14 protein-coding genes and 1 pseudogene are annotated in these 17,277 nt (G+C 63.6%); 13 read left to right on the plus strand and 2 right to left on the minus strand.

What is annotated here, in order from left to right; genetic code table 11:
* Positions 1–146 precede the first annotated feature (146 nt).
* The 5 genes from ASE60_RS26285 to xylB all read left to right on the plus strand — a co-directional run bounded on the left by ASE60_RS26285 (position 147) and on the right by xylB (position 7,001).
* Entirely contained in the window at positions 147–1,355 is a 1,209-nt protein-coding gene (locus tag ASE60_RS26285) for an HlyD family secretion protein (protein ID WP_057254545.1), read from the plus strand.
* A gap of 55 nt (positions 1,356–1,410) precedes the next feature.
* Positions 1,411–3,000 carry a DHA2 family efflux MFS transporter permease subunit gene (locus ASE60_RS26290; protein WP_057254546.1) on the plus strand — a complete coding sequence of 530 codons (1,590 nt, stop codon included), beginning with the start codon at positions 1,411–1,413 and terminating at the stop codon, positions 2,998–3,000.
* A gap of 208 nt (positions 3,001–3,208) precedes the next feature.
* Positions 3,209–4,282, plus strand: coding sequence for a metallophosphoesterase (locus tag ASE60_RS26295; RefSeq protein ID WP_057254819.1), 1,074 nt, complete (start codon positions 3,209–3,211; stop codon positions 4,280–4,282).
* A 164-nt stretch (positions 4,283–4,446) separates the two neighbouring features.
* Positions 4,447–5,484 carry a LacI family DNA-binding transcriptional regulator gene (locus ASE60_RS26300; RefSeq protein ID WP_057254547.1) on the plus strand — a complete coding sequence of 346 codons (1,038 nt, stop codon included), beginning with the start codon at positions 4,447–4,449 and terminating at the stop codon, positions 5,482–5,484.
* Positions 5,485–5,546: 62 nt separating this feature from the next.
* Positions 5,547–7,001 carry a xylulokinase gene (xylB, locus tag ASE60_RS26305; protein ID WP_057254548.1) on the plus strand — a complete coding sequence of 485 codons (1,455 nt, stop codon included), beginning with the start codon at positions 5,547–5,549 and terminating at the stop codon, positions 6,999–7,001.
* Positions 7,002–7,039: 38 nt separating this feature from the next.
* Here the strand turns inward: xylB and ASE60_RS26310 are convergent, their stop codons facing one another.
* Positions 7,040–7,402, minus strand: a complete 363-nt coding sequence (locus ASE60_RS26310) for a nuclear transport factor 2 family protein (RefSeq protein ID WP_057254820.1) — start codon at positions 7,400–7,402, stop codon at positions 7,040–7,042.
* A gap of 155 nt (positions 7,403–7,557) precedes the next feature.
* Here ASE60_RS26310 and xylA point away from each other — a divergent pair, with 155 nt between their 5' ends.
* The 5 genes and pseudogenes from xylA to ASE60_RS26330 all read left to right on the plus strand — a co-directional run bounded on the left by xylA (position 7,558) and on the right by ASE60_RS26330 (position 13,305).
* Positions 7,558–8,868, plus strand: coding sequence for a xylose isomerase (xylA, locus tag ASE60_RS26315; RefSeq protein ID WP_057254549.1), 1,311 nt, complete (start codon positions 7,558–7,560; stop codon positions 8,866–8,868).
* 291 nt (positions 8,869–9,159) lie between these two features.
* A partial coding sequence (locus ASE60_RS26320; RefSeq protein ID WP_082616153.1) for a sugar phosphate isomerase/epimerase occupies positions 9,160–10,050 on the plus strand: 891 nt, incomplete at its 3' end.
* Between the two features lies 1 nt (position 10,051).
* A pseudogene (locus ASE60_RS34900) lies at positions 10,052–10,353 on the plus strand (TIM barrel protein); the annotation flags it as partial.
* Positions 10,354–10,607: 254 nt separating this feature from the next.
* Positions 10,608–11,789, plus strand: coding sequence for a Gfo/Idh/MocA family oxidoreductase (locus tag ASE60_RS26325; RefSeq protein ID WP_057254551.1), 1,182 nt, complete (start codon positions 10,608–10,610; stop codon positions 11,787–11,789).
* Between the two features lie 148 nt (positions 11,790–11,937).
* On the plus strand, positions 11,938–13,305 hold the full coding sequence (locus ASE60_RS26330; protein ID WP_057254552.1) for a GH1 family beta-glucosidase: 1,368 nt from the start codon (positions 11,938–11,940) through the stop codon (positions 13,303–13,305).
* A 90-nt stretch (positions 13,306–13,395) separates the two neighbouring features.
* Here the strand turns inward: ASE60_RS26330 and ASE60_RS26335 are convergent, their stop codons facing one another.
* On the minus strand, positions 13,396–14,265 hold the full coding sequence (locus ASE60_RS26335) for an NAD(P)-dependent oxidoreductase (protein ID WP_057254553.1): 870 nt from the start codon (positions 14,263–14,265) through the stop codon (positions 13,396–13,398).
* Between the two features lie 413 nt (positions 14,266–14,678).
* Here ASE60_RS26335 and ASE60_RS26340 point away from each other — a divergent pair, with 413 nt between their 5' ends.
* From ASE60_RS26340 to ASE60_RS26350, 3 genes are read left to right on the plus strand one after another with little or no spacing between them, the layout of a single operon-like run.
* Entirely contained in the window at positions 14,679–15,761 is a 1,083-nt protein-coding gene (locus ASE60_RS26340) for a methionine ABC transporter ATP-binding protein (protein WP_057254554.1), read from the plus strand.
* Positions 15,751–16,416, plus strand: coding sequence for a methionine ABC transporter permease (locus ASE60_RS26345; RefSeq protein WP_057254555.1), 666 nt, complete (start codon positions 15,751–15,753; stop codon positions 16,414–16,416). The genes ASE60_RS26340 and ASE60_RS26345 overlap by 11 nt, the downstream gene beginning before the upstream one ends.
* A gap of 38 nt (positions 16,417–16,454) precedes the next feature.
* Complete coding sequence (locus ASE60_RS26350) at positions 16,455–17,231, plus strand: MetQ/NlpA family ABC transporter substrate-binding protein (RefSeq protein WP_057254556.1); 777 nt, start codon at positions 16,455–16,457, stop codon at positions 17,229–17,231.
* The last annotated feature ends 46 nt before the right edge of the window (positions 17,232–17,277 follow it).

Consider the following 17,277-nt stretch of genomic DNA (forward strand, 5'->3'; position numbering starts at 1 on the left):
GTTTCCGTCCTGCTTGCATTAAATTTCAGTCATCGAACCGCGTGGTTCGATTTCCTCTTGATATGCGACCAGAAAGGGCCTATGTCAAGCTCGATCGAACCGAACGGTTCAGTTCGTTCAGCAATCTTTAACCAGGCCGGTGCCCAATGTCCGCATCCAACACATCCAGCGCTGCTCGCGTCCGTCCAGTCGACGAGAATTTTGAAGTGCAGCAGGAAACCGCGCTTGAGGCAAAGGCGCCTGCGGCGGAGCAGGCCGCTGTCCAGGCTCCCGCAGAAGCGGCGCAGCCGCCGAAGAAGGCGCGCAAGCCCATCGTTCCGGTGCTCGGTCTGGCGCTTCTCGCCGCCGGCGCCTGGTTCGGCTACGACTGGTGGACCAATGGCCGCTTCATGGTCTCGACCGATGACGCCTATATCGAAGGCGACATCGCGACGATTTCGCCGAAGGTTTCGGGATACGTCGCCAAGGTCGATGCCGTCGCCAACCAGAAGGTGAAGGCCGGCGATCCTCTCGTTACCCTCGACGATGGCGATTATCGTATCGCTGCCGAGCAGGCCGAGGCAAAGATTGCCACCCAGAAACTTGCACTCAGCCGTTTCGATGCGCAGATTGCCGGTGCCAAGGCGAGCCTGGCCCAGACCGAAGCGCAGAAGAAGGCTCTCGAAGCGACGGTGCGCGGCGCCGAGCTTGCGCAGAAGCGCGCAAGCGACCTCCAGTCCAAGGCCGTTGGCACCGTCGCTTCGCTTGACAACGCCGATGTGGCGCTCGACCAGGCACGCGCGAACCTTGCCGGCGCCGATGCCAATATCGCCGCCGCCAATGCGAGCATCACGGTTCTCGAAGCCCAGCGCACCGAAGCCGAAAGCGAGATCCGCTCGCTCGAGCTTGTGCACGACAAGGCCAATCGCGACCTCGGCTTCACCGTCTTGAAGGCGCCCTATGACGGCATCGTCGGCAACGTGGCGGTTCAGGTTGGCGATCTCGTTTCAGCCGGCCAGCGGCTCGCTGCCCTCGTTCCGGTCGACCAGCTCTACATCGACGCCAATTTCAAGGAGACCCAGATCGCCCATCTGGTGCCGGGCTCCAAGGTCAAGGTCCATGTCGATGCCTATGAGGATCACGCGATCGAAGGCACCGTTGCCTCGATTTCGCCAGCCTCCGGTTCGGTCTTCTCGTTGCTGCCGGCCGAAAACGCCACCGGCAACTTCACCAAGGTGATCCAGCGCGTGCCGGTGCGCATCACGCTCCCGGCCGACGTGCTGGCCGAAGGACACCTGCGTGCCGGCCTGAGCGTCGTCGTCGACGTCGACACGCGCACGGCGCCGGATCAGACCAAGGTCGCCGCCACCAAGTAATCAGGCCCAAACGCCGGCGCGCCTTGAGGGCGCGCCCTTGCAAGGAGTGGCTGAGATGGCCGCAACGGCAACAGCAGGTTCGGTGGCGGCCGCCGCACCGAAGGTCGAGGAACATATGGATCCGAAGAGGCTGATCGCCTTCTTCGCCATGGTCGTCGGCATGTTCATGGCCATCCTCGACATCCAGATCGTCTCGGCCTCGCTTGCCGAAATCCAGGCGGGCCTGTCGGCCGGCTCGGACGAGATCGGCTGGGTGCAGACCTCCTATCTCATCGCCGAAGTCATCATGATCCCGCTGTCGGGAACGCTGGCGCGCATCGTCTCGACGCGCGTGCTGTTCTCGGTTTCGGCCGCCGGCTTCACCGCGGCGAGCGCGCTTGCGGCAACGGCGACGAACATCGACCAGATGATCGTCTATCGCGCCATCCAGGGCTTCATCGGCGGCGGCATGATCCCATCGGTTTTTGCGGCCGCCTTCACCATCTTCCCGCCGTCCAAGCGCAACATCGTCTCGCCGATCATCGGCCTGATCGCGACGCTGGCGCCGACGATCGGCCCGACCGTCGGCGGCTATCTCAGCCACGCCTTCTCCTGGCACTGGTTGTTCCTCGTCAACGTCATTCCCGGCATCATCGTCGCCACGCTCACCTGGACCTTCATCGATTTCGACAAGCCGGAGCTCGGCCTGTTCAAGAAGTTCGACTGGTGGGGCCTGGCCTCGATGGCGATTTTCCTCGGCGCGCTGGAGTACGTGCTGGAAGAAGGCAACACCAACGACTGGTTCAATGACGAGCACATCGTGATGGGCGCAGTCGCTTCGGCAATCGCCGCCATCGTGTTCTTCTATCGGGCCTTCAAGGTGGAGTTCCCGGTCGTCGACCTCAGGGCCTTTGCCAACCGCAACTTCGCCTTCGGCTCGATGTTCTCCTTCGTCATGGGCATCGGGCTCTATGGCCTCACCTATCTCTATCCGCTCTATCTCGGTCGCATCCGCGGCTACGATTCGCTGATGATCGGCGAGACCATGTTCGTCTCGGGCCTTGCGATGTTCTTCACGGCGCCGGTCGCCGGCATCCTTTCGGGAAAGCTCGATCCGCGTGTGCTGATGACGATTGGTTTTACCAGCTTTGCCGCCGGCACCTGGATCATGGGCCATCTCACCGCCGACTGGGACTTCTACGAGCTGTTCATCCCGCAGATTCTGCGCGGCGTCGGGCTGATGCTCTGCATGGTGCCGATCAACAACATCGCGCTCGGCACCATGCCGCCGGCGCGCATGCGCGGCGCGTCCGGCCTGTTCAACCTCACGCGAAACCTCGGCGGTGCAGTCGGGCTCGCGGTCATCAACACGATCCTGACCCAGCGCCAGGACTTCCACTATGCGCGCCTCGCCGAGCATGTGCAGTGGGGCAATCCGGAGGCGATGGAGCGGTTCAACAACATGGCCGCCAACTTCAACGCCCATGGTCTCGACGGCACGACGATCGCCGTCAAGCAGCTTGCCGCCATGGCGCAGAAGCAGGCGGTCATCCTGTCCTTCGGCGATATCTTCGTGCTTTTGACGGTGCTGTTCCTGTCGCTGATCCTCGGTGTGATGATGATCAAGAAGCCGCAGGGCGCCGGCCCCAGCGGCGGCGGTCACTAGAACAAGAGGATGATGGGTCGAGGCGGCCCATCATACTTTCCCATGAGAGGTAGGTAGGCGGGCGAGCGCCCGTCTTTCCTCGTTTCCATCCTCAGACAAGTCCGCACGGTTTACGCGAGCCGAGCCTTGCTGCACACTCCCGTCGACTGATGGCGAGGGCGGCGGGATGAAGGAACGGGTTTCGGCGGCTATCTCACGGCGGTCTTTCATGACGGGCATTGCCGGCCTCGGGCTGGGGCTTGCCGCCTCCCGCAGTCGCGCTGCCCCTCCGGCCATCGATGCGACGTTCCTATTCTCCAACGACATCCATGCCTGCCTCGTCTCGATCGAGGGGCTTGCGCCGAACTGCGCGGCGGAAGGCAAGACCGACGCCAACCTGCTGCGCCATGTGGCGGCGCTCAACGCCGTGTATGCCGTGCGCTGGCCGGAAACGGTCGCGGGCAAGCCGAGCGGTCTCGCAAGTGCCGGACGGCAGATCGGCAAGCCACTCGGTCTGGTGCTTGGCGGCGACATCACCGACGACGGCGGCGGGCAGGTGCGCCAGCCGCGCGAAGGGCGGCAGCTGCAGCAGTTCTCCAGCCGCTATCAGGAAGGGGCGGGCAGCGATCGGGTCCACATGCCCGTCTTCGTCGGGCTCGGCAATCATGACCTCGACCAGGACGGCCCGCCGCCGCATGTCGACTGGTATCGCCGCGAGCTGCGCGACTATGTCGAGCTCAATCATCGCCAGACGGTCTTCTACAAGCCGCCGGTGCCGGTGACCAACTACGACCCGCTTTCGGACTGCTACTCCTGGGATTGGGGCGGGTTGCACCTTGTGCAGCTGCAGCGCTTCGGCGGCGATGAGACGAAGGGCGCGGTGAATGCGCTGCCCTGGCTGAAGCAGGATCTGGCGGCCTATGCGGGCGACGGCCGGCCCGTCATACTGTTCCAGCACTATGGCTGGGACGCGTTTTCGACCGAGGTCTGGGATGTGAAGGCCAAGACCTTCGATGATGAAGGCGATGGCGCGCCGCATTGGTGGAGTGTCGATCAGCGCCAGGCGCTGCTCGACTCGCTCAAGGGCTACAACGTCATCGGCCTGTTCCACGGACACCAGCACGAAACCGCAATGATCTACCGGCAGGGCGGGCTCGACCTCATTAAGCCGAAGGCTGCCTATATGGGCGGCTTTGCGGTTGTGCGCGTCACCGACGGCTTCATGGACGTAGTGTTGGCCGAGGCCGGTTCCGCGCACGGAGAGGTCGCGTTTACTACCGCTTTCAGCAAGCGGCTCGCCTAATATCTGGTAAGTGTCACAACATTCGTTAAATCGATCAGAATCAATCGTTTAAAGTGACGCGTGCCGTCCTTCCGCCGGCGCACGGACGCCTGTTTTCGCCGTTTTGAAGATTTCTGATTTACGTACATCAGAAATTCCTCTAAAGGCAGAACCCGGAGGAAAACATGCGTCCGACAGTTCACGATATCGCTGCTAAAGCCGGGGTCAGTCTCGCCACCGTCGACCGGGTTTTGAACAATCGTCCCGGCGTGCGTGGTGTCACCCGCGACAAGGTCGAGCGCGCCATAACGACGCTCGGCTATGTGCGCGACGTCGCCGCCGCCAATCTCGCCAAGAGCCGTATCTACCCGCTGATCTTCATCCTGCCCGAGGGCGACAACACCTTCATGCGCGGCCTTGCGGTCGAGGTGGAGGCGGCGAAAGTGCGGTCTGCGGTCGAGCGCACCGCGATCACCGTGCTCTCCGTCCCGGCCTTCGACAGAGCGGCTCTTGCCACGGCACTGGAAAAGGCGCGGGCACTCGCCCCTGCCGGTGTCGCGGTGGTTGCGATCGATGCGCTCGAGGTCGTTGCAGCTGTCGATCGGCTGCGCGAAGACGGCATCGCTGTGGTGACGCTGGTTTCCGATCTGCCGGGATCGTCGCGTGATCACTTTGCCGGCGTCGACAACATCGCCGCCGGCCGGACCGCGGGCACCTTGATGGGGCGTTTCCTCAGCGGTCGCGAAGGACCGGTCGCGATCGTCGCCGGCTCGATGCTGGTGCGCGACCATCGTGATCGCCTCGAAGGTTTCAGCGCGGCGATGGCCGAAAGTGCGCCGGGCCGCCGGCTTCTGCCCGTCATCGAGGGCCATGACGATCCCGCCGAAGTCGAGAACCTTGTGTCGGGACTTGTCGCCGATCATGCGGATCTCGCCGGCATCTACAGTCTCGGCGCCGGCAATCGCGGCCTGATCGCGGCACTCGAAAAGGCCGGTCGTCAGGCTGATATTTGCGCCATCGCGCACGAACTGACACCGCATAGCCGTGCGGCACTCGCCTCCGGCACCTTGGACGCGCTCCTCAATCAGGATGCCGGGCATGAGGTGCGCAGCGCCATCCGCGTGCTCAAGGCTCGTGCGGATGGACTCGCGGTGATCGGGGCGCAGGAGCGCATCCGCATCGAGATTTTCCTTAGGGATAACCTGCCGGTCGAGCCGGCGTAACGATTTGGAACTGCGCGGTTCCGGACGGCAAACCGGTCTGGAATTGTTCAATGGAGGCAAGCATGTATCTCGGACTGGATCTCGGCACCTCGGGCGTCAAGGCAATGCTCATCGATGGCGACCAGCGCATCATCGGTTCTGCCTCCGGCGCGCTCGACGTCTCGCGGCCGCATCCCGGCTGGTCGGAGCAGGACCCGGCCGAGTGGGTGCGGGCGACCGAGGAGGCGATTGCCGGGCTGAAAGCGACCCACCCGGCGGAGCTTGCGGCGGTGCGCGGCATTGGCCTCTCCGGCCAGATGCACGGCGCGACACTGCTGGATGCCGACGACCGGGTGCTTCGGCCCTGCATCCTCTGGAACGACACCCGCAGTTTTCGCGAGGCGGCAGCGCTCGACGCCGACCCGCAGTTCCGGGCGATCACCGGCAACATCGTCTTTCCTGGCTTTACGGCGCCGAAGCTCGCCTGGGTGCGCGCCAACGAACCCGACATCTTCGCCAAAGTGCGCTGGGTGTTGCTGCCGAAGGATTATCTGCGCCTATGGCTGACCGGCGAACATGTGTCGGAAATGTCCGATTCCGCCGGCACCTCCTGGCTCGATACCGGCAAGCGGCGGTGGTCGGAGAGCCTGCTTGCCGCCACCGCGATGGATGAGAAGCAGATGCCCAGCCTGGTCGAAGGGACCGATCCGGCCGGAACGTTACGCCCGGAACTCGCTGGGCGCTGGGGTATCTCGGGCAATGTCGTGGTTGCCGGCGGCGCCGGTGACAATGCGGCGTCTGCCTGCGGCATGGGCACGGTCGGCGAAGGACATGCCTTCGTCTCGCTCGGCACCTCGGGGGTGCTCTTTGCCGCCAATGCGAGCTACCTGCCCAATCCGGAAAGCGCCGTACACGCCTTTTGCCATGCGCTGCCGAACACCTGGCACCAGATGGGCGTCATCCTGTCGGCGACCGATGCGCTCAACTGGTACTCGGGCATCGCCGGGCGCAGTGCTGTCGATTTGAGCGCCGAGCTTGGTGATGACCTGAAGGCGCCGACCGGCGTCACCTTCCTTCCCTATCTCTCGGGCGAGCGCACGCCGCACAACGATGCGGCGATCCGCGGCGCCTTCGTCGGGCTAGGGCATGAAAGCAGCCGCGTGGTGCTGGCCCAGGCGGTGATGGAAGGCGTGTCCTTCGCCATTCGCGATAGCCTGGAGGCCCTTCGCGCCGCCGGCACGACGCTGTCGCGGGTAACCGCGATCGGCGGCGGCTCGCGCTCACGCTACTGGCTGAAGTCGATCGCCACGGCACTCGACCTGCCGGTCGATCTGCCTGCCGACGGCGATTTCGGTGCCGCCTTCGGGGCAGCCCGCCTGGGCCTGATTGCCGCTACGGGTGCAGATCCCGTCGCCACCTGCTATGCGCCGCTCACTGCCGAAACCATCGCGCCGGAAGCGTCGCTGGTCTCAGTCTATGAGGCGAGCTACCAGCGCTACCGCGAGCTCTATCCGGCGATCAGGGGTGCGGCGTCGTGACGACGCTGCACCGCAGATCCGGTTCGGGTGCCGGCCGCTCAGCGGGCGGGGACCTTGTCGAGAAAGCCGGTGATCGTCTTCAGGCGGCCGTTCTCGATCTGGCAGACATCCGTGCCTTCGATAACCGAGGCAACGCCCTCCGGGCCGAGCGCCCAGGAAAAGCGGATCGTGTCGGCATAACCGTCCGCAGCCCCCTTCAGCGTGAAGCGGAAGCCGGGGAACTGGCCGTGGACGCCGGCGATCAGCGCATCGATGCCGGCGTGGCCGTCGCCTTGCATGATCGGGTCGCGGTAGGCGACATCGGCGGTGAACGCCTTCTCGATCAGCGCAGAGCGGGCGGCGGCGTCGGTTGTGTTCCAGGCGGCAATGTAGGCTTCGGCGATGGCGTTGAAGTCGTGCATCGAAGTGTTCCTTTCGTTTGGCGTTTCGATGCCCCAGCTATCGCCGGACGAGGGAATGAAACCAATTACCTTCCACGTAATGGCCGCGCCTATCGAACGGGCGACGCCGGCCGAAATCCATCCCATTCGCATCATCCTTGAGAGGAGCCAAACCCATGAGCACAGGATTTTTCGGCGATATCGCCAAGATCAAGTATGAAGGCCCTGATAGCGCCAACCCGCTTGCCTTCCGTCATTACAACAAGGACGAGGTTGTTCTCGGCAAGCGCATGGAAGATCACCTGCGCTTTGCCGTCGCCTACTGGCACACCTTCGTCTGGCCGGGCGGCGATCCCTTCGGCGGCCAGACCTTCGAGCGCCCCTGGTTCAAGGACACCATGGACGCGGCGAAGCTGAAGGCCGACGTCGCCTTCGAATTCTTCGACCTGCTCGGCGTGCCCTTCTACTGCTTCCATGACGCCGACGTGCGCCCGGAAGGCAGGAGCTTTGCGGAGAACACGAAGAACCTCAACGATATCGTCGATCACTTCGAGAAGAAGCAGGCCGAGACCGGCGTCAATCTGCTCTGGGGCACCGCCAACCTTTTCTCCAACCGGCGCTACATGTCGGGTGCCGCGACAAATCCGGACCCGGATGTCTTTGCCTTTGGCGCGGCAACGGTGAAGACCTGCCTCGACGCAACCAAGCGCCTCGGCGGCCAGAACTATGTGCTGTGGGGCGGGCGCGAAGGCTACGAGACGCTGCTCAACACCGACATGAAGCGCGAACTCGACCAGCTCGGCCGCTTCGTCAATCTCGTCGTCGAGTACAAGCACAAGATCGGCTTCAAGGGCGCGATCCTGATCGAGCCGAAGCCGCAGGAGCCAACAAAGCACCAGTACGACTACGACGTCGCGACCGTCTACGGCTTCCTGAAGAACTACGGTCTGGAAAACGAGGTCAAGGTCAATATCGAACAGGGCCACGCGATCCTCGCCGGCCACTCCTTCGAGCACGAGCTGGCGCTTGCCAATGCGCTTGGCATCTTCGGTTCGATCGACATGAACCGCAACGACTACCAGTCCGGCTGGGACACCGATCAGTTCCCGAACAATGTGCCGGAAATGGCGCTTGCCTATTACCAGGTTCTCGCCGGCGGCGGGTTCGTGACCGGCGGTACCAATTTCGATGCTAAGCTGCGCCGGCAGTCGATCGATCCCGAGGACCTGCTGATCGGTCACATCGGCGGCATGGATTGCTGCGCCCGTGGTCTGAAGGCGGCAGCAAAGATGATCGAGGACAAGGCGCTCTCGGCACCGCTTAATCAGCGCTATGCCGGCTGGCAGGTGCCGGAAGCCAAGAAGATGCTCGACGGCGGCTTCTCGCTGGAGGAGATCGAGGCCTGGGTGCTGAAATCGGATCTCAACCCGCAGCCGAAGTCCGGCAAGCAGGAACTGCTCGAAAACGTCGTCAACCGCTACGTCTAAGCACTCTCGCGAGTTTGCGCACGCGGCGGCCCGGTCTCTCCGGGCCGCCGGTTTGCGGCGACTGCGGGTGTCGGCGACGCAGGTGGGCTGCAATATGAAATCGATTACAAATCTCTCGGGAATCTGTGCCCTCGCCAGTTGCCCCCGGTTGAAAATCTGCTAGCTTTGGCGCCTGCAACGTTTCAGGTCCGCCAGTTGTGGCGAAAACAAGGTGCCATTGTACCTCCTTGTCGCCGACTGACCGGACAGGCCGACATCATCAATGGCCGTTTCATCGGGAGGAAAATCGGGATGAAGACCATCAAGGGGCCAGGGCTCTTTCTTGCGCAATTTGCCGGCGATGCGGCACCGTTCAATTCCTGGGACGCGATCACCAAATGGGCGGCCGATTGCGGCTACAAAGGCGTGCAGGTCCCGAGCTGGGACGCGCGGCTGATCGATCTTCAGAAGGCAGCGACCTCGAAGACCTATTGCGACGAATTCGCCGGCACGGCCCGCGACAACGGTGTCGAGGTGACCGAGCTTTCGACCCATCTGCAGGGCCAGCTCGTCGCCGTGCACCCGGCCTATGACGAGGCCTTCGACGGCTTTGCCGCACCCGAGGTGCGCGGCAATGCGAAAGCGCGGCAGGCCTGGGCGGTGGAACAGGTGAAGCTGGCGCTGACCGCCTCGAAGAACCTCGGGCTGAATGCGATGGCGAGCTTTTCCGGTGCGCTCGCCTGGCCCTTCGTGTATCCTTGGCCGCAGCGCCCGGCCGGCCTCGTCGAAACCGCGTTTGACGAACTGGCGAAGCGCTGGAAACCGATCCTCGACCATGCCGAGGAAAACGGCGTCGACATCTGCTATGAGATCCATCCGGGCGAGGACCTGCACGACGGCATCACCTACGAGATGTTTCTGGAGCGCACCGGCAACCACGCCCGCGCCTGCATGCTCTATGACCCCTCGCACTATGTGCTGCAGTGCCTCGATTATCTCGACAACATCGACATCTACAAGGACCGCATCCGGATGTTCCACGTCAAGGATGCGGAGTTCAATCCGACCGGACGCCAGGGCGTCTATGGCGGCTATCAGGGCTGGGTCAACCGGGCCGGACGGTTCCGCTCGCTCGGCGACGGCCAGGTGGATTTCGGCGCGGTGTTTTCCAGGATGGCGGCCAATGATTTCTCCGGCTGGGCGNCGACCGGACGCCAGGGCGTCTATGGCGGCTATCAGGGCTGGGTCAACCGGGCCGGACGGTTCCGCTCGCTCGGCGACGGCCAGGTGGATTTCGGCGCGGTGTTTTCCAGGATGGCGGCCAATGATTTCTCCGGCTGGGCCGTGGTCGAATGGGAATGCGCGCTGAAGCATCCCGAGGATGGTGCGCGCGAGGGTGCCGACTTCGTCAAGCACCACATCATCCGCGTCACCGAAAAAGCCTTCGACGATTTCGCCGGAGCGGGCACGGACGAGGCCGCCAACCGGCGCATGCTGGGGATCTGAGGTAGCGTTTGCCCCTCACCCTAACCCTCTCCCCGCTTGCAGGGAGAGGGGACGCGGACTGTGGCCGCGGTTGAGCCTGCAGCGCTCTCAGAGAGAGTTGCTTGGGGCCTGGCGGGCGCATCCAGTCCCTTCTCCCCGCCTGCGGGGAGAAGGTGCCGGCAGGCGGATGAGGGGCGCTTCCCTCACCGCGCGGACGGGGGGCGAAAGCCGCGACAAACAACACAACACACGAACGGAAACAGGGGAGAATCCAAATGGCAATCGAAGGAACGAGCGAGAAGCGCGAGCGCCGCATCCGGCTCGGCATGGTGGGTGGCGGCTCCGGCGCCTTTATCGGCGCGGTGCATCGCATGGCGGCACGGCTCGACGATCACTTTGAACTGGTGGCAGGCGCCTTGTCGTCGACGCCGGAAAAGGCGGAAAGCTCGGGCCGCGAGCTCGGGCTCGACCCGTCGCGCGTCTATTCCGACTTCAAGCAGATGGCGATCCGCGAAGCCAAGCTGAAGGACGGCATCGAGGCGGTGGCGATCGTCACGCCGAACCACGTTCACTACGCCGCTGCCAAGGAGTTTCTGAAGCGCGGCATCCACGTGATCTGCGACAAGCCGCTGACCTCGACGCTTGCCGACGCCAAGAAGCTGAAGAAGGCGGCCGAGGACAGCGATGCCTTGTTCGTGCTGACGCACAACTACACCGGCTATCCGATGGTCCGCCAGGCGCGCGAGATGGTCGCCAATGGCGAGATCGGCGCGGTGCGGCTGGTGCAGATGGAATATCCGCAGGACTGGCTGACCGAAAATATCGAGCAGTCCGGCCAGAAGCAGGCGGCCTGGCGCACCGATCCGGCGCGCTCGGGCGCCGGCGGCTCGACCGGCGATATCGGCACGCACGCCTATAATCTCGGCGCCTTCGTCTCCGGTCTCGAACTGGAGGAGCTTTCGGCCGATCTCGACAGCTTCGTTCCTGGTCGTCAGCTCGACGACAATGCGCATGTGATGATGCGCTTCAAGGCGAAGGACGGTGAGCGGGCCAAGGGGCTGCTCTGGTGCAGCCAGGTCGCGCCCGGCCACGAGAACGGCCTGATGGTGCGCGTCTACGGCACCAAGGGCGGGCTCGAATGGACGCAGAAGGACCCGAACTATCTCTGGCACACGCCGTTCGGCGAGCCGAAGCGACTGCTCACCCGGGCGGGTGCCGGGGCGGGTGCTGCGGCAAACCGCGTCAGCCGGATTCCGTCCGGTCATCCGGAAGGTTACCTCGAAGGCTTTGCCAATATCTACACGGAAGCGGCGCGCGCCATCTTCGCCAAGCGCAAGGGCGAGAAGGTCGATGCCGCCGTCACCTACCCGACCATCGATGACGGCATGAAGGGCATGGTCTTCGTCGACGCTTGCGTCCAGTCATCCAAACGAAATGGTGCGTGGGTAAAGGTGTAGCGGAGCACAAGAACCGGCGAAAGGGCGGGGCATTCCCGCCCTTTTTCGCGAGTTGACATTTGCCAACACGGCTTTAGGTCGGCCGCGAAACAAAAGAAAGCAACATGGTCCCGTTTCCGGCGGGGCCGGAACAAGACGAGGCAGAGAGATGACCGATCCCAAGATCCTGGCCCAGCGCTTCCCGGGCGACTTCGTATTCGGGGTGGCGACCGCCTCCTTCCAGATCGAAGGTGCCACCAAGGCCGATGGGCGGAAGCCGTCGATCTGGGACGCGTTTTCCAACATGCCGGGCCGTGTCTTCGGGCGGCACAATGGCGATGTCGCCTGCGACCACTACAACCGGCTGGACGAGGATCTGGACCTGATCAAGAGCCTCGGCGTCGAGGCTTACCGCTTCTCGATCGCCTGGCCGCGCATCATTCCGGAAGGCACCGGCCCGATCAACGAAAAGGGGCTCGATTTCTACGACCGTCTCGTCGACGGGCTTAAGGCCCGCAACATTAGGGCATTCGCCACGCTCTACCATTGGGATCTGCCGCTGGCGCTGATGGGCGAGGGAGGCTGGACGGCGCGCACGACGGCCTACGCCTTCCAGCGTTACGCCAAGACGGTGATCGCCCGTCTCGGCGATCGTCTCGACGCGGTTGCGACCTTCAACGAGCCGTGGTGTTCGGTGTGGCTGAGCCATCTCTACGGCATCCATGCGCCGGGCGAGCGCAACATGGATGCAGCCCTTCACGCGCTGCACTTCACCAATCTGGCGCACGGGCTCGGCGTCGATGCCATCCGCTCGGAGCGGCCGAACCTGCCTGCCGGCATCGTCATCAATGCGCACTCCGTGTATCCCGGCAGCGACCGCAAGGCCGACATGGCAGCGGCCGAACGGGCCTTCGACTTCCACAATGGTGTCTTCTTCGGCCCCATCTTTAGAGGCGAATACCCCGAGAGCTTCATGAGCGCGCTCGGCCACCGCATGCCCACGATCGAAGACGGCGACATGGAGACGATCTCCCGGCCGCTCGACTGGTGGGGGCTCAACTACTACACGCCGATGCGGGTCAGCGCCGACCCGGCGAAGAGTGCGGAGTACCCGGCGACGATCAACGCCAAGGCGGTGAGCGAGACCAAGACGGATATCGGCTGGGAGGTCTACGCACCGGCGCTCGGTAGCCTGGTCAGGACGCTCAACGCGACCTACCAGCTGCCCGACTGCTACATCACCGAGAGCGGCGCCTGCTACAACATGGGTGTCGAAAACGGCATCGTCGACGACCAGCCGCGACTCGACTACATCGCCGACCATCTGTCTGTCACGGCCGACCTGATTGCCGAGGGTTACCCGATGCGCGGCTACTTCGCCTGGAGCCTGATGGACAATTTCGAATGGGCCGAAGGCTACAAGATGCGTTTCGGCATCGTCCATGTCGACTACGATACCCAGGTGCGCACCATCAAGAAGAGCGGTCACTGGTACCAGGCGCTCGCCGAAGAGTTCCCGAAGGGCAACCACGCCTGACAATTGGGCGCGTGGTTTCAGCCGACCCGCATCAAGCATAACTCCGGGACGAACGCGAAACGGTTCTCCCGGATTTGCGTTACCCCAAGATCACCACCGGACCGGCAGGACCTCGAGGCTCTGCCGGTCGAGCTGGGCCAGCACTTCCTTGAAACCGTAGCGCGGCTTCCAATCGAGCTTCTCGATTGCGGCGCTCGGGTCGTAGACCCGGTCGATCGTGGCGGGCAGCGGCCAGCCGCGATCCGCAAAAGCCTGCGACAGTTTTGGCGCGCGTTCGCGCAACAGGCTTGCGGCGTCCTCTGCCAGACGGCGGCAATCGGTCGGAAGCAGCGGCGTTTCGCCAGAGATGATGTAACGCTGGAAGAAAGGGCCGCCGTTGTCGAGTGCCGCCGCATGCGCCGCCGCAACGTCGCGCACATCGATGCCACGGTGCAAGCGATAGCTCGCGACGCGGTCGGCCGCCTCCGGGAAACAGCGCGACATGCGCAATACCCGCACATGCAGGGCACGGTCGGCGGCATTTTCAAGTAGGGCTTCGGCCGCAAGCTTGGTGTGGTGATAAATGGTGTGCGGCTTTGGCGGTGTCTCCTCGGTGATCCAGGCGCAGCCTCCGGCGGTGACCGCGTGGCCGTAAAGAGCCGTCGTGCTGGTAAAGACGATACGGCCGACACCCGTCGCCTGGGCGGCAGCGATCACCAGATGCGTGCCCATCACATTGACGCGTTCGAATTCCTGGTCGGCGAGCATGTCCACATGCGGCGCATGCAGTGCTGCCGTATGGATCACGGCATCCGCCCCCTCCATGGCCCGCTCCAGCAATTCGCCGTCGACGAGATCGCCAACTATCGCGGTCGTGCCGAAAGGCGTGCGGTCGATGCCGATGACATCATGGTCTGCGGCGAGCGCGTTATAGATCGCCCGGCCGATGCGGCCCGAGCTTCCGGTCAAGACGATGCGCATTTCTTACCTCGTAACCCTGTTCCTGCCCGTTAGCATGAAATGCGGTCGGGTGCAGTCCGTTCAAACAAGGATTTCCAAGATGGCGATCTGCGGGATGCGGCACCCAGTGCAGCAAAAGAGCATGGTTTTGCCGATCTCATTCCTATTGCGGAAAATCATGTCTGTGAAATCCAGCGGCAGTTCTCCATAAGAGCGGTAGATTATGTCGCATGCGGGCCATGCGGCGCCAAAGTTGAACTGACTGGTTTCTTGATGCTAGAGAAGTGCTCCCTGTTCCGAATGCGTTGTCGAATGTCGGCCTGACCGGACGCGCCTTCCATCCCGACTTTGCCGGGATCACGAGTTTTGAACATCCGAGAGCACCTAATGTATCCGCACATTCCGACTGCGCCTCTTTCGGGGATCTCCGAACGATGAGCGTTTCCGCCTTGAAAGCCACGTCACCGGCTGACGCAGCCGTCGTCTTCGACGGCGTTTCCAAGCATTTCCCCGCCTCCGGCCAAAGCGGCGCCTTCACCGCGCTCGACAACGTCTCGCTGACGGTCGATCGCGGTTCAATCACCGGCATTATCGGTCGTTCCGGCGCCGGCAAATCGACGCTGATCCGGCTGGTCAACGGGTTGGAGAAGCCGAGCAGCGGCAAGGTGCTGGTCGACGGCGTCGATGTCGGCGGGCTCGACGAGGCGGCGCTGCGCACGCTTCGCCGCAACGTCGGCATGATTTTCCAGCACTTCAACCTGCTCTCCTCGCGCACCGTGTTCGGCAATATCGCGCTGCCGCTCGAGATATCAGGCATGGACAAACGCGCCATTGAACAGCGCGTCCGGCCGCTGCTCGATCTCGTCGGCCTTGCCGACAAACACGGGCGTTACCCGGCCGAACTTTCCGGCGGGCAGAAGCAGCGCATCGGCATCGCCCGCGCGCTTGCGACGGAGCCGAAGCTGCTACTTTCCGACGAGGCGACCTCCGCCCTCGACCCGGAGACGACACAGTCGATCCTCGAATTGTTGAAGCGCATCAACGCCGAGCTTGGCCTGACCGTGCTGCTCATCACCCATGAGATGGAAGTGGTGAAGGCGGTGACCTCGGACGTCGCCGTCATCGACCACGGCCGCATCGTCGAGCGCGGTCATACCTTCGACGTCTTCACCCATCCGAAGCACGAGACGACGCGGGCGCTGCTTTCGGGCCTGCCGGGCTCCAAGCTTCCGGACGCGGTGGCCCGGGCGCTCAAAGCCCAGCCCGCACCTGGAGACCGTGCCGTCGTGCGGCTCACCTTCTTTGGTGCGGCGGCCGAAAGGCCGCTGATCTCACAGCTGATCAAGTCTGTCGGCGCCGAGGTCAACATCATCGCCGGAACGATCGACGAAATCGGCGGCGCGCCCTATGGCTCGCTGGTCGTCGCCTATGGCGCGGATGCCGAGACGTCCGGGCGCGCCGAACGCTTCTTTGCCGAAAACGGTCTGGTCACGGAGGTGCTCGGTTATGTCGCCTGATATTCTCCTGCGCATTGGCGGCGCCACCGTCGACACCATCTACATGGTCGCCGTCGCCGGCCTGATCGGCTCGCTGATCGGCCTGCCGATCGGCATCTTTCTCGCGACCAGCGGCAAGGGCGAACTCTTCCCGGCGCCGACGCTGAACCGCATCGTCGGGCTGATCGTCAACGCCACGCGCTCGACGCCGTTCATCATCCTGGTCGTCGCCATCATTCCCTTCACTCGGCTTCTCACAGGCACTTCGATCGGTACCAAGGCGGCGATCGTGCCCTTGACCATTGCGACGATCCCCTTCGTCGCGCGTCTGGTGGAGGCGGCGATCCGCGAGATCGACAAGGGTCTGATCGAGGCGGCGCGCGCCATGGGCGCGACCCCGATGCAGATCGTCTTCAAGGTGCTGCTGGCGGAGGCGCGGCCGGCGCTGACCTTGGCACTGACGATGACCGCCGTCAGTCTCATCGGCTATTCGGCGATGGTCGGCGCCGTCGGCGGTGGCGGGCTCGGCGACCTCGGCATTCGCTACGGCTACCAGCGCTTCATGCCCGACGTGATGCTGGTCGTCGTCATCGTGCTGATCGTGCTGGTGCAGCTCGTCCAGAGCGCCGGCGACGGCCTGGCGCGGCGCTTCGACAAGAAAAACCGCAAGACCTGATTTCCTCCCAAGACTTGAACGTGAACAAGGAGACATCCATGAAGAAGCTCATCATCGCGGCAGCGATTGCCGTTCTCACCGCCGGCACGGCGCTTGCCGAAACCATCAAGGTCGGCGTCACGCCGGGCGAACATGCCCAGATCATGGAGAAGGTGAAGGAAGTCGCGGCACCCAAGGGCCTCGACATCGAGATTCTCGAATTCTCCGACTACGTCGTTCCGAACCAGGCTCTGGCCGATGGCGATCTCAACGCCAACTCGTTCCAGCACCAGCCCTATCTCGACAACCAGATCGCCGATCGCGGCTTCGAGATCGTCAGCGTCGGCACCACGATTACCACGCCGATGGGTGTCTATTCGCAGAAGGTGAAGAGCCTCGACGAACTCCAGGACGGCGCGACGATCGCCATCCCGAACGACCCGACCAATGGCGGCCGCGCGCTGCTGGTTCTCGCCTCCAAGGGCCTGATCAAGGTCAAGGAAGAGGCCGGCCTGAAGGTCACGCCTGCCGACATCACCGAGAACCCGAAGAACATCACCTTCGCCGAGCTTGATGCCGCCCAGCTGCCGCGCTCGCTGCAGGACGTCGATGCGGCCGTCATCAACACCAACTACGCGATGGAAGCCGGCCTGCACCCGAAGAAAGACGCGATCGCGATCGAAGGCGAGAAGTCGCCCTATGCCAACGTCATCGCCGTGCGCAAGGCCGACAAGGATGCGCCGTGGGTGAAGACGCTGGTCGAATCCTACCACGACGAAAAGGTGAAGGCCTTCATCAACGACACCTTCAAGGGCGCGCTGATCCCGAGCTGGTAAGCTTCTCTATCTGATCGAAACAGCAACCGCGCGCCGCATTCCGGCG

This window comes from Ensifer sp. Root278 (genome assembly GCF_001429285.1).
Classification (GTDB): Bacteria; Pseudomonadota; Alphaproteobacteria; order Rhizobiales; family Rhizobiaceae; genus Ensifer.